Here is a 12,172-nt window from a genome sequence, read left to right as displayed (position 1 = left end):
GTCAGAAGCGGTCCCGTAGCTCAACTGGATAGAGCAGCCGACTTCTAATCGGCAGGTTGAGGGTTCGATTCCTTCCGGGATCGCCATGATTGGCTGGTCGGTGCCATCGAGCACAAAGATGTACGCTTTGGCGGCTGTCTTGCACACCCCGATCCGCGGCGCTGCCCCGAGGAGCTCAGACCTGGGCCATACCGCCATCGGCAAAGATTTCGCTTCCGGTCATGACGCGGCTGTCGTCTGACGCAAGGAAGAGGGCGACCGCAGCGACATCATCTGGTTCGGCGATCTGTCCTGCCGGTGTCTGGGCGAGCAGCGCTTCATACATCATGCTGACGCCAGCGGCTTCTGCGATGTTCTGCAGTCCCGGTGTTTTCGTGGCGCCCGGAGACAGGACGTTCACGCGGATGCCGGTCCCTTTCAAGTCCAAAGCCCAGCTTCGCGCAAGGTTGCGCACCGCCGCCTTGGTTGCGCTGTAGATGCTGAAGGCCGGTGTGCCCTTCACACCGGTGGTCGATCCGGTGAGGATGATCGAGCCACCCTCCTTCATCAACGGCAAAGCCCCCTGAACCGTGAAGACAGTGCCCCTGACATTGAGCCCGAATGTCTGATCGAAACTGGCCTCGGTGATGTGGCCCAGCGGTTCAAGAGAACCCGTCCCGGCATTGGCGAAAAGGATGTCGATACGGCCATGCTTGCTGCGGACCGTTTCGAACAGATGATCGAGATCAGCGGCCTTTGTCACGTCCCCCTGAACTGCGGTCACATTGGGACCAATCTCTGCTGCGGCCCTCCCGAGCTCTTCCTGCCGCCTGCCGGTGATGTACACGTGCGCGCCTTCGGCCGCCAAGCGCTTGGCCGCGCCCAGTCCGATCCCGCTGTTGGCGCCCGTGATGACGGCGATCTTGCCTTCAAGTCTACCCATGGCTTCCCTCATTGCGTCGGTTCAGGGAAACTGGCGACTTGGCTTCGGATGTTCCAGTATGTACCTTTTGGTAAGTACCCAGAAAGTGAGCGATCAACGGATGACAAGCCCTTTCAGCTGCGGTCTCGATGCGGTCCTCTTTGTCATGGGCGGCAAGTGGAAACCGCTCATCGTCTACCATCTCGCCCACCGAACCCTTCGCTACGGCGAACTGCGGCGCTCGGTCGGCAAGGTCAGCGACAAGGTTCTCGCTCAGCAGCTAAGGGAACTGGTGGCGGACGGAATCGTGGAGCGCCAGGATTTCAAGCAGATCCCGCCGCATGTCGAGTACTCGCTTACGCCCTTCGGAAGCAGCCTTTTCCGAGCGCTCAACCAACTTTGTGAATGGGGAACAAATCACTCGACCGAACTGAGTGCGATCAAGGAGCGATCTGCGTCCGGGAACAAGGGCGAGCCTGTGGTACCCATGCAGTGATCGGATGCATTCGGTGGTGCGGCGCTCACCGAAGTCCGGACGGCCGCACCATGTCGAGGAGTAAGTGAACGACCGCTTCGTCCCGCGTCGGCAAAGCCACCCGAGCAAGTCCGCTGTGAGAGGCAAGAGTGGCCCGTGCGGGGAAGCCGCACTGCGGGGTCGCGACCGTATTGAATGGCAGGAATGGTCCATTCATGTATTCCTTAAACAGCTGGGAAGCTCTAAGCCTGAACCCTTGTCGGGCAGGCTGCCTGCCCCGATAGGCTAGAAGGTTTCTCATGGCTGTCAAACTCATGTTGCACCCCCGCAACCAACACCGAGAGGGGTACGACTTTGAGCGCCTGATCGTGAAATCCCCCGAACTGGAGGCATTCATAACAAGAAACCCGCGCGGTCAGATGACGATCAATTTTCAGGACGTGGACGCGGTCCGTCTGCTCAATCGGGCACTCTTGATGACCCACTATGAAATTGATTTCTGGGACATTCCTGCCTCTTATCTGTGCCCGCCGATCCCGGGCCGCGTCGATTACATTCATTACCTGGCGGATCTGCTTGCCGAAAGTAATGACCAGAAGATCCCGCACGGGGCCGATATCAAGGCGCTGGACATTGGGACCGGTGCAAGCCTTGTCTATCCGCTGACAGGTCAGCATGAATATGGCTGGGCCTTCACAGGCGTGGATATCGATCCGGTCTCAATCAAATCAGCACGGCAGATCTGCGAGCGAAACAGGCTGAATATAAAGCTCAAACGTCAGAACAACTCGGAGGATATCTTCGAAGGCGTTGTCGGACCTAGTGATAGTTTCCACCTTACGCTGTGCAATCCCCCGTTTCATGCGTCGCTTGCGCAGGCGGAAGAGGGCACGCGGCGCAAGTGGCGAAATCTTGGCAAGGGTCACTCTGCCGAACTCAATTTCGGCGGCCAGAATACCGAGCTCTGGTGCCCGGGTGGTGAAATCGGCTTCATCGCCAGAATGGTCGAGCAGAGCATGAGTTTTGCCGATCAATGCCTGTGGTTCACCTGCTTGGTGTCCAAGAAAGACAACCTCAAGCCCCTCTCCAGACTGCTGAAGAAAGCGAAGGTTGACGAATTCAGGGTTGTCGAAATGGCGCAGGGCCAGAAGACCAGTCGGTTTATTGCGTGGACTTACCATCCAGAACGGCAGAGATCCTTATAGGTGGATCAGGTCCACCAACGCGTCAGCGCGCAGACACTCATTGGCGCAAAATGCGGCGTTCCATGACGAGCAACCGCTTTGGGAAGCGCCGCGCCGCAGTGGCGGCGTGATCTCGAGCAGTGGCCAGGGGCCGTTCCAGCCTGATGAAGCGCCCCTCCAGCTGTTTTACCTCCGGCCGCGGCCGCGCCGTCCAGTGCTGCATGTCTTCCTCCGCTGTCGCCGCCGGTCATGGGTTTCGCCGGCGCGACGTCGCCCGCTGCTGCAACTGATCGAGCGCATCGGCATGGTCGCGGCCCCAGCCATAGACCAGCTCGACCAGTTCCACGAAGCGCGTGCCGAGTGGCGTCAGCCGATACTCGACCGCGGGAGGCACCACGCTCTCGACATGTCGGGTCAAGAGGCCGCTCGCTTCCATGTCGCGCAGCGTCTGGACCAGCATCTTCTTCGAGATGCCCGGCAGACTACGCTGCAGCACGCCGGTCCGGGCGGCGCCGGAATGCCGGCTGTGCAGCGTGTGCAGGATCATGCTGGTCCATTTGGTCGAGAACAGTTCCAGCACACGGCGCGGCGCGCAGTCCTCGCGCCATTCGTGTTCGGGATTCATGACTTCCATGGTGGTTACCTTCAGGTGCCTATGTCCCAATACGGTGCCGTCTGGCGAAGACGGAGGCAAGGCCTTACCTCCCGGTCAACAGCAGAAGGAACATCACATGACCCGCAGCGCACTCGTCGTCGGCGCAACCGGCATCCAGGGCAGCGCCATCGCCCGGCAACTCGTTGAGCAGGGCTGGGCGGTGCATGGCCTCAGCCGCACCCCGGGCGCCCAGCCGGGCGTGTTGCCGGTGGCCGCCGATCTGCTCGATCCCGCGGCGCTGGCGACTGCCCTTCACGGCATCGCGCCGACGCATGTCTTCCTCACCAGCTGGCTGCGCATGGCGACCGAGGCCGAGAACATCCGTGTGAATGCGGCGATGGTCCGCAACCTGTTCAACGCGCTGCGGCCGTCGGGTTCAGTGCGACACGCCGCGTTGGTGACCGGGCTGAAGCATTACCTCGGCCCGTTCGAGGCCTATGGCAAGGGCAGCCTGCCGCAGACCCCGTTCCGCGAGGAGCAGGGCCGGCTGGAGGTCGACAACTTCTATTACGCCCAGGAAGACGAGCTCTTCGCCGCCGCCAGCCAGGACGGCTTCACCTGGAGCGTGCATCGCCCGCATACCGTCATCGGCAAGGCGGTTGGCAATGCGATGAACATGGGCACGACGCTGGCGGTCTACGCCACGATCTGCCGCGAGACCGGCCGGCCGTTCCGCTTCCCGGGGTCGGCGGCGCAATGGAACGGGCTCACCGACATGACCGACGCGCGGCAGCTCGCGGCGCAGGTGATCTGGGCCGCCGAGACGCCCGCCGCACGGAACGAGGCCTTCAACATCGTCAACGGCGACATCTTCCGCTGGAGCTGGATGTGGCCGCGCCTCGCCGAGTGGTTCGGCATCGCCGCCGAAGGTTTCGACGGCGCGCTTCGCCCGCTGGAGGCGCAGATGCAGGACGATGCGCCGCTCTGGGCCGGGATCGCGGCGCGCCACGGTCTCGTCGAAGCCGACATCGGGCGGCTCGCCTCGGCCTGGCATACCGACGCCGACCTCGGCCGGCCGATCGAGGTGGTGACCGACATGACGAAGAGCCGTCGGCTGGGCTTCACCGGCTATGTGGCGACGGATCAGGCTTTCTTCGACCTATTCGAAGAGCTGAGGGCGGATCGGTTTATCCCCTGAGGCCGGTCTGACAAGGCTGAGGGTGCACGACGACATACGCTCAAGGACATCGCAGGGGCTCCGGACATCCCGGGGATGAGCTGCAGGCCGCTCACCCTTGGCCCGAGCCTCTTCGCCTCCCTTGCCGGCCGGCCTACATGCAGCCGATCGACGCGGCGCCGGATTGTCGAGACTGGTTCAATCCGGACAAGTTGCTGGAGATCCTTCGCCAGTCGGACGGCTGATCGCAACGTCCAGATCAGGAACCGTCAAGGCCCGCACCTGCGAGCCTTTCCTTTGCCCGCCGTTCGAGGGGCGGCGCGGCGCTGGCCCGAGGCCTGCCGCCGCGCACAGGGCCTGTGCGGCGCTTGACCTCGCGGGCGGCGACGGCCAGATCTGCATCAACCCGGTTCTGCAGGAAGTCCATGTCCCATCCCATGCCCCTCGTCCTCACCGACGACCACGTCGCCCGCGTCGCCCCCGCCGAGGAGGGTCTGCTCTACGATCCCGGCTGGAAGATGCTCGAGGAGGCCGAGCTGGATCATCTGGCCGAGCGGCTGACCGCAGGGCATCCCCGGCCGATCCCGGTCTTCGCCTATGGCTCGCTGATCTGGAACCCCGGTTTCGAGGTGCAGGCCCGCCGCCGCGCCCGGGCGCTCGGCTGGCACCGCGATTTTTCGCTGACGCTGGAGACCTTCCGCGGCACGCCGGAGCGTCCCGGGCTGATGCTGGCGCTGGCTTCGGGCGGCAGCTGCGAGGGGGTTGTGCTGGAGATTGCCGAAGGCACCGAACGCGAGTCGCTGCGTGCCGTCCTCAAGCGCGAGATCGTCGTGCACGAACTGGCCGCCAACGCCTGCTGGATCGATGTCGAGACCGAGCGGGGGCGCGAGACGGCGCTGACCTTCTATGCCGATCCGGTGGATGTGCCGCTGGTGCAGCTGTCGATCGAGGAGCAGGCGCAGCGTCTGGCCACGGCGGCGGGGGCTGCCGGTTCGGGGGCCGAATACCTTCTGCGCACGGCCCGCGGGCTTGCCGATCTGGGCATCCATGACGATTACATCTGGACGCTGCAGCGGATGGTGGCGGCGAAGATCGACGCGGGCTGACGGCTGCCCCGCGTCGCGGAAGCACTCCCGACGTTGAAGAGCGTCACGCCCGCGTTACGTCCCGGCCCTAGTCACGCGGCAAAGCGAGAGAAGATTTGGCCGGCATCACCCTCCACTCCCTCCGCCTGCGCTTCGGGCAGACCCGGGCCGTCGATGGCGTGACCCTGCATGTGCCGCCGGGCGCGTTCTTCGCGCTGCTCGGGCCGTCGGGCTGCGGCAAGACCAGCCTGCTGCGGCTGATCGCCGGGCTGGAGCGGCCCGACAGCGGCAGCATCAGCATCGGCACGCGCGAGGTGGCCGGGCCGGGGCGCTTTGTCGAGCCGGGCGCGCGCGGACTCGGCATGGTGTTCCAGTCCTACGCGCTCTGGCCGCACATGACGGTGGCGCAGAACGTGGCCTTCGGGCTGAACCGGCTGTCTGCCGCAGACCGCACCGCCCGCGTCAGCGAGGCGCTGCAGACCGTGGGGCTCGACGGCGCGGCGGCGCGGCGGCCGCACGAGCTGTCGGGCGGGCAGCGGCAGCGGGTCGCTCTGGCGCGCAGCCTCGCCAGCCGCCCCTCGCTCATCCTGCTCGACGAGCCCTTGGCCAATCTCGACGCCCATCTGCGCCAGTCGATGCTGGCCGAGTTCCGCCGCATCCACCAGTCGCTCGGCACGACCTTCGTCTTCGTGACCCATGACCAGAACGAGGCCATGGCGATCGCCGGGCTGGTCGGCGTGATGGACCGGGGCCGGATGGCGCAGGTCGCCCCGCCGCAGGAGCTGTTCGAGCGCCCCGCCACGCCGATGGTGGCCCGCTTCGTCGGCGAGGGGCGGACGCTGCCGGTTACGGTGACGGCGCTGACGCAAGGCCGGTCGACGCTGCGCCTCGGCGATCACTCGGTGACGCTCCCCGGCATTGCGCCGCCCGGCCCTGCGTGGCTCTGCCTGCGCCAGCGCGATCTGGCGCTTTCCACCGCCTCCGCGGGGCTGGGGGCGCAGGTGATCGACCTGCGCTTCGAGCGCGGCGATTACATCCTCTCGGTGCTCCCCGACGCGCCGGATCTGACCGAACCGCTGGAGGTGCGCAGCCCCACGCCTGTCGCGCCGGGAGCGCGGGTGCGTCTGACCCTGCGCAGCGGCTGGGTGATGCCGCGCGCGAGTGGGGCAGCCGAAGCGGCGCCGGACTGCGAGCCTGCCCGCCCGCTCGAACGGGCGCAGGGCTGATGCCGCGCCTCCTCGCCCTCTCCGGCTTCGACGGCAAGGGTCCAGCCTGCTTCGTGCTGGAGATCGAGGGCCGTCGGCTGATGCTCGATCTGGGCAAGGGGCCCGATGCCGGGCGGCTGCCCGATCTTTCCGGCGCGGGGCGGATCGATGCGCTGATCCTGTCGCATGGCCATGCCGACCACACCGGCGCGCTGCCGCTGCGCGACCGGCTGGGGCTGCCCGAGGTCCACGCCACGGCGCCGGTGAGCGCGCTGGCGGGCGAGCCGCTGCCGGGGCTGGCCGCGACGCCCCTTCCCCGCAGCGGCAGCACCCGCATCGCCGGGATCACGGCCGAGACCGGGGCAGCGGGCCATGCGCCCGGCGCAGTCTGGATGCGGATCGGCGGCGCGGGTGGGCTGGTCTATACCGGCGACTATTCCGACGAGAGCCGCCTCTGGCCCTGCGAGCCGCCGCTCCCGGCGCAGGCGGCGCTGATCGACGCGAGCTATGGCGCCGAGGACGAAGCGCTGGCGCAGCAGAGCGCCGCGCTGCTGGCCGAGGCGGGGCCGCTCCTGCTCCCCGCCCCGGCGGGCGGGCGCGGGTTGGAGATGGCCGCGGCCTTCCTCGAGGCGGGACATGAGGTTTCGCTCTGCCCCGCGCATCTGCGCGTCGCGCGGCAGATGCGCGGCTTTCCCGACTGGCTGGCGCCGGGCGGGCTTGCCGCGCTGGAGCGGCTGCTGGCCGAAGCGCGGGAGCTCTCGGTGGACGGCCCGGCGCGGGGGGTGATGATCGCCGCGGGCGCCAATGCCGATGCGGGGCTGGCGCAGCATCTGGTGCCGCGTTGCGTCGAGACCGGGGCGGCGCGGGTGATCTTCACCGGCCATCTCGCGCTTGGCGCGCCCTCCGAGACGCTAGTGCGCGAGGGCCGGGCGCTGTTTCGGCGCTGGAACGTCCATCCCCGGCTTTCGGGCAGCCGGGCGCTGCTCGCCGCGATCCGGCCTGCGGTCGTCCTGCCGGCCTTCGTCGGCGCAAAGGACCGCCAGGCGCTTGCCGCCGCCCTGCCCGGGATCCGCTTCAGCGACAGGGCGGAAATGGTCTGGTGATCCCGTTGCTCCGCCATCCCTTCCTCTTCCTGCGGCACGGGCAGACGGCCAGCAACGCGGCAGAAACAATCTGCGGCGCCACCGACCTGCCGCTGACCGCGCTGGGGCATCGGCAGGCGCAGGAAGTGGCGCTGCGCATCCTCTCGCTGCCGCCTGCCCTGCGTCCGGCAAGCCTCTGGTGCTCGCCCCTCGCCCGCGCCCGCAGCACCGCCGAACCCTTGGCCGAGGCCCTCTGCCTGCCGATCCGGACGGTCGCCGGGCTGGCCGAGCGCAACTGGGGCGCATGGGAAGGCCTGCCACGCCACCGGTTGCAACGCGCCGAGACCCCGCCGCGGGGCGAGGGCCCTGCCGCCTTCCGCGCACGGGTCGAGGCTGCGCTGCCGGCCATCGAGGGCCCGACCCCGATCCTTGTTGTCGCCCATTCCGGCATTGCGCGTGAACTCCATGCCCTGATCGGCATCGGCACCTTTCAGCGCCCGGCCAACGCACAGCTTTTCCTCTGGTCGCCCGACGGCACGGGGCGCTGGCAGGCCGAGGCGCTGAGCCACACGGAACCGTCATCCTCCTGTCACCGACCTGTTGCACCGCCCCGATAGGCCGCGGGCGACACCCTAGCCAAAGGACTTCCCATGACCCTGCTTCGCAGCCTCACCCTCGGCCTTCTCGGCGGCACGGCCCTCGCGGGCGGCGCGCTGGCCCAGTCGATCACCGTCTACACCTCGCAGCCGAACGACCAGATGGCCGCCGTGGTCGAGGCCTTCAACGCCGATCATCCCGAGATCACCGTCGAGGTGTTCCGCACCGGCACGACCGAGCTGATGTCGAAGCTGCAGGCCGAATTCGCCGCCGGCGGCACGCCCGCCGATGTCATGCTGATCGCCGACGCTGTGGCCATGACCCAGTTGAAGAACGACGACCGGCTGCTGGCCTATGCCGACGCCCCGGTCGAGGGCATCCCCGAGGCGCTGATCGACCCGGACCGGATGTTCTTCGGCACCAAGCTGATCACCACCGGCATCGTCTACAACACCAACCTCGTGACCGAGGCGCCCACCTCCTGGACCGATCTCGCCAAGCCCGAGATCGCCGCCTCGACCATCATGCCGAGCCCGCTCTACTCCGGCGCCGCGGTGATCCATGTCGGCACGATGGTGCAGCAGCCCGGCTTCGGCTGGGACTACTACGAGACGCTGGCCGAGAACGGCGCCGTCGCCGGGCAAGGCAACGGCACGGTGATCGAGGCCGTGGCGCGCGGCGAAAAGGCCTATGGCATGATCATCGAATACATGGCGCTGAACGCCAAGGCCGAGGGCTCGCCGGTCGATTTCGTCTTCCCCGCCGAGGGCGTCTCATCGATCACCCAGCCGGTCGCCATCCTGAAGGACAGCGATGCGGTCGAGGCCGCCAAGGTCTTCGTCGACTGGCAACTGAGCCGCGCGGCGCAGGAGCAGTCGGTGACGCAGGGTTATTTCCCGGTCATCGAGGGCGTGGCCCCGCCCGCGGGCTATCCCGAACCCGCCTCGCTGACCATCCTCGGCGCCGATCCGGCGAAGATGCTGGCCGAGGATCAGGCCACCAAGGAAGCCTTCGCCGATCTCTTCGGTGGCTGACAGAGGGCCCTTGCCCCTCGCGCCAGGCCGAAGCATCCGGCTGAAGGGCGGCGAGCCGATGCTCGTCGCCCTCATCCTCCTCTATGTGCTCGTCACCGGGCTCTGGCCGCTCGCCCGGCTCTTGGCCGAGGCCTTCGGCCCGGATGACAGCGGGCGCGTCATGGGCCTGATCCGCGACGGGCTGGAAAGCCGCGCGGCGCGGCGGGCGCTGGGGAACACGCTGTTCGCCTCGGGCGGCTCGGTCCTCGTGTCGCTGGTGCTGGGCACGTTCCTCGCGCTGGCGCTGGGGCTCTTGCGCCTGCCCGGACGGGTGGCGATGACCTTCCTCGCGATCTCACCGCTGCTGATCCCGTCGCAGATCATGGCACTGGCCTGGATCGAGCTGACGGGCGCCTCCTCGCCGATCCTCGCGCCGCTCGGGCTCGCCCCGGCGCCGGGCAGCACCAACCCGCTCTATTCCGGCGGCGGCATCGTCTGGCTGATGGGGATCGAGCACATGCCGCTCGTCTTCCTCGCCGTGCGCGCCGGGCTCGCCGGCATCCCCGCCGATCTGGTCGAGGCGGCGCGGGTCGGCGGCGCAGGGACGCTGCGGATCACGACCCGGATCATCCTGCCGCTCTGCCTGCCGCAGATGCTGGCCGGGGCGATGCTCGCCTTCTCGGCGGCGGTGGGCAATTTCGGCATCCCGGCGCTTCTGGGCATCCCCGGTCGCTTCCCGATGCTCACCACGCTGATCTACCAGCGGCTGAACGGCTTCGGCCCAACCGTGCTGGGGCAGGTCGCGGTGCTGGCGCTGGCGCTGATCCTGCTGGCGGGGGCGGCCCTCCTGCTGCGCGCCACGGTCATCGCGCGGCTCGGCTTTCCCGTGGCGCGAGGCCGCCGCTTCACCGCCTTCTCCGCCGGGCGGGCAGAGCGCGCGCTGGCGCTGGGGCTCTGGCTGCTGCTCGGCGTGCTGATGATCCTGCCGATCGCAGCGCTGCTGGCGACCGCCCTCGTCCCCGCCCTCGGCATGCGGCTGACGCTCTCCACCCTCACCCTCGGCAATTTCGCCGAGGTCGCCGCCGACCCGGTGATCCGCCGCGCCTTCGTCAATTCGCTGCTGCTGTCGCTGGCCGCGGCGCTGATCTCGGCGCTTGTCGCCGTGCCCTTCGCCTGGCTGGTGGCGGTGCGGCGCAACCTTGTGCTGCGGCGGCTGAACGCCCTTGCCGATGCGCCCTTCGTCGTGCCGGGCACGGTGCTGGCGCTGGCGGTGATCCTCGTCTTCCTGCCGCCGCTGCCGCTCATCGGCGTCTCGCTCTATGGTACGGCGGCGATCCTGCTGGTAGCCTATCTCGCGCGCTTCCTGCCGCTGGTGCTGCGCCCGGTCGAGGCGCTGGCCCAAAGCCTCGAGCCCGCGCTGGACGAAGCCGGGCGCATCGCGGGCGCGAGCAGCCCCCGGCGCGTGCTGCGCCTCTTCGCCCCGCTCGCGGCACCGGCAATCATGGCGGGCGCCGTGCTGATCGTGATGACCGCCTTCAACGAGCTGACGCTCTCCTCCCTGCTCTGGTCCGCGGGAACCGAGACGGTCGGCGTGATGATCTTCGCGCTGCAGCAACAGGGCAATTCCACCGCCGCCGCCGCAGTCTCCACCCTGTCGCTCCTCGTCATCCTGACGCTGGCCGCCGTCGTCGACCGCGCCGCCCGTCACCGCGCGCCGGAGACGCTGCCCTGGCGAGGGTGATCAACCGGCTTGCGCGGGGCGTTCCCGGGGGAGACACGACCTCATCAGCCGCCGCGGTCAGGGGCGCAGATAGGCATAGCCCTCGTATTGCAGTTCCATCAGCCGCACCGCGCCCGAGGGCACGGTGGTCGCCTCCTCCAGCAGGGGCACGTCCTTCTGCGTTCTCTCGCGGATCGCCTCGACCGTGTTCAGACAGGCCGAGAAACGCACCGTGTCATGCATCATCGACATGTCCTGAATCCGGGTGGCGACCGGCGACAGGTCGGAGCGCAGCATGGTGATCCCGGGACCATAGGTCACCACTTCCACTTCGGCGACCTGACCCAGCGACTGGTAATGCTGCAGGATATTGGCCGCATTGTTCAGCGCCATGCTGAAGACCGCCGGATCGTCCTGATCGACATGGATGGCGACCTTCGGCACCCGGCCCACCGCCGCTCCTGCCGCCGGAGCAGGCGTGGTTTCGGCCCGCGCCGCCTGCGTCGCCATCAGGGCCGCTGCTCCCGCCGTCAAAAGATCTCTGCGAATCATGACAACATTCCTCCCCAAATATTGATATATCTCAAATATGTGATGTATCGCTTCTACGGCCAAGCGATTTCGCCCCCGGGTTGAGGGAGCGCGCGCGGCGGGAGGTGCGGGACCGGCGCTGCGGGATCCGCTCGTAAGCGCTATTCCCGCGTCCGTCGGAGAGGTCGCACAAAAGCAAAGACCGCCCGAAGGCGGTCATCACGGGATCGATCGATTGCCTCTCCGCGCCGCGCGCAGTGCAGGCCGTGGCCGAGCGGCGACCTCAGTGCGTCCAGGCGCCGCGGCGGTCGGTGGCGAAGTTTTCGCCGTAGCCGCGGGCGCGGATGACCGGCTTCCGGGGCTTCGGCTCGATCACCTCGGCGTCGATGCCGTGGTCGCGGGCGTAATCCTCGGCGGCCTTGCGGCTGTCGAAGTGCAGCGTCACCTGCCCCTGGGTGTCGGTCGAGGAGGTCCAGCCCATCAGCGGGTCGATGTCGCGGCCGGTCCCGGTGTCGAAGACCAGAACCCAGTCCTTCGCCTTGCCGACCCCGGATTGCATGGCATTCTTGGCAGGCTGGTAGATACGGGCGCGCATGGGCAGGCTCCT

14 protein-coding genes and 1 tRNA gene are annotated in these 12,172 nt (G+C 67.8%); 10 read left to right on the top strand and 5 right to left on the bottom strand.

Going from position 1 to position 12,172, the window contains the following annotated elements; genetic code table 11:
• The first annotated feature begins 9 nt into the window (after positions 1 to 9).
• Positions 10 to 86 (top strand) — tRNA-Arg (locus tag AC3A5Z_RS01290).
• Between the two features lie 89 nt (positions 87 to 175).
• Here the strand turns inward: AC3A5Z_RS01290 and AC3A5Z_RS01285 are convergent.
• A complete protein-coding gene (locus AC3A5Z_RS01285) occupies positions 176 to 922 on the bottom strand; it encodes an SDR family NAD(P)-dependent oxidoreductase (RefSeq protein WP_487517605.1) in 747 nt (248 codons plus the stop codon).
• 100 nt (positions 923 to 1,022) lie between these two features.
• On the opposite strand from AC3A5Z_RS01285, the gene AC3A5Z_RS01280 reads away from it, so the two are divergent.
• Both AC3A5Z_RS01280 and rlmF read left to right on the top strand, forming a co-directional pair.
• Positions 1,023 to 1,397, top strand: coding sequence for a winged helix-turn-helix transcriptional regulator (locus AC3A5Z_RS01280; RefSeq protein ID WP_487517604.1), 375 nt, complete (start codon positions 1,023 to 1,025; stop codon positions 1,395 to 1,397).
• Positions 1,398 to 1,675: 278 nt separating this feature from the next.
• Positions 1,676 to 2,581 carry a 23S rRNA (adenine(1618)-N(6))-methyltransferase RlmF gene (gene rlmF, locus AC3A5Z_RS01275; protein WP_487517603.1) on the top strand — a complete coding sequence of 302 codons (906 nt, stop codon included), beginning with the start codon at positions 1,676 to 1,678 and terminating at the stop codon, positions 2,579 to 2,581.
• Positions 2,582 to 2,618: 37 nt separating this feature from the next.
• Here rlmF and AC3A5Z_RS01270 read toward each other — a convergent pair whose 3' ends face one another.
• Together AC3A5Z_RS01270 and AC3A5Z_RS01265 are read right to left on the bottom strand one after the other, a co-directional pair.
• Positions 2,619 to 2,783 carry a hypothetical protein gene (locus AC3A5Z_RS01270; RefSeq protein ID WP_487517602.1) on the bottom strand — a complete coding sequence of 55 codons (165 nt, stop codon included), beginning with the start codon at positions 2,781 to 2,783 and terminating at the stop codon, positions 2,619 to 2,621.
• A 24-nt stretch (positions 2,784 to 2,807) separates the two neighbouring features.
• Entirely contained in the window at positions 2,808 to 3,194 is a 387-nt protein-coding gene (locus AC3A5Z_RS01265) for a winged helix-turn-helix transcriptional regulator (RefSeq protein ID WP_487517601.1), read from the bottom strand.
• A 97-nt stretch (positions 3,195 to 3,291) separates the two neighbouring features.
• On the opposite strand from AC3A5Z_RS01265, the gene AC3A5Z_RS01260 reads away from it, so the two are divergent.
• From AC3A5Z_RS01260 to AC3A5Z_RS01230, 7 genes are all read left to right on the top strand, one after another.
• Entirely contained in the window at positions 3,292 to 4,353 is a 1,062-nt protein-coding gene (locus tag AC3A5Z_RS01260; protein WP_487517600.1) for an SDR family oxidoreductase, read from the top strand.
• A 404-nt stretch (positions 4,354 to 4,757) separates the two neighbouring features.
• Positions 4,758 to 5,438, top strand: coding sequence for a gamma-glutamylcyclotransferase (locus tag AC3A5Z_RS01255; RefSeq protein ID WP_487517599.1), 681 nt, complete (start codon positions 4,758 to 4,760; stop codon positions 5,436 to 5,438).
• Positions 5,439 to 5,533: 95 nt separating this feature from the next.
• A complete protein-coding gene (locus tag AC3A5Z_RS01250; RefSeq protein ID WP_487517598.1) occupies positions 5,534 to 6,643 on the top strand; it encodes an ABC transporter ATP-binding protein in 1,110 nt (369 codons plus the stop codon).
• Positions 6,643 to 7,725 (top strand): MBL fold metallo-hydrolase, encoded by a 1,083-nt coding sequence (locus AC3A5Z_RS01245; RefSeq protein WP_487517597.1) that lies wholly within the window; start codon positions 6,643 to 6,645, stop codon positions 7,723 to 7,725. Before AC3A5Z_RS01250 ends, AC3A5Z_RS01245 begins: the two co-directional genes overlap by 1 nt.
• Positions 7,722 to 8,321, top strand: a complete 600-nt coding sequence (locus AC3A5Z_RS01240) for a histidine phosphatase family protein (RefSeq protein ID WP_487517596.1) — start codon at positions 7,722 to 7,724, stop codon at positions 8,319 to 8,321. Before AC3A5Z_RS01245 ends, AC3A5Z_RS01240 begins: the two co-directional genes overlap by 4 nt.
• Positions 8,322 to 8,354: 33 nt before the next feature.
• Positions 8,355 to 9,335 (top strand): ABC transporter substrate-binding protein, encoded by a 981-nt coding sequence (locus AC3A5Z_RS01235; RefSeq protein WP_487517595.1) that lies wholly within the window; start codon positions 8,355 to 8,357, stop codon positions 9,333 to 9,335.
• 10 nt (positions 9,336 to 9,345) lie between these two features.
• Entirely contained in the window at positions 9,346 to 11,055 is a 1,710-nt protein-coding gene (locus tag AC3A5Z_RS01230; RefSeq protein ID WP_487517594.1) for an ABC transporter permease, read from the top strand.
• 57 nt (positions 11,056 to 11,112) lie between these two features.
• Here the strand turns inward: AC3A5Z_RS01230 and AC3A5Z_RS01225 are convergent, their stop codons facing one another.
• Both AC3A5Z_RS01225 and AC3A5Z_RS01220 read right to left on the bottom strand, forming a co-directional pair.
• Entirely contained in the window at positions 11,113 to 11,586 is a 474-nt protein-coding gene (locus AC3A5Z_RS01225) for a DsrE family protein (RefSeq protein WP_487517593.1), read from the bottom strand.
• A 262-nt stretch (positions 11,587 to 11,848) separates the two neighbouring features.
• Positions 11,849 to 12,160 carry an ETC complex I subunit gene (locus tag AC3A5Z_RS01220; RefSeq protein ID WP_487517592.1) on the bottom strand — a complete coding sequence of 104 codons (312 nt, stop codon included), beginning with the start codon at positions 12,158 to 12,160 and terminating at the stop codon, positions 11,849 to 11,851.
• Positions 12,161 to 12,172 lie beyond the last annotated feature (12 nt).

It is taken from the genome of Cereibacter sp. Soil_C_27 (assembly GCF_057657095.1).
Note: the sequence above shows the minus strand (reverse complement) of the source record. Positions and strands in the feature narration are given on the sequence as shown.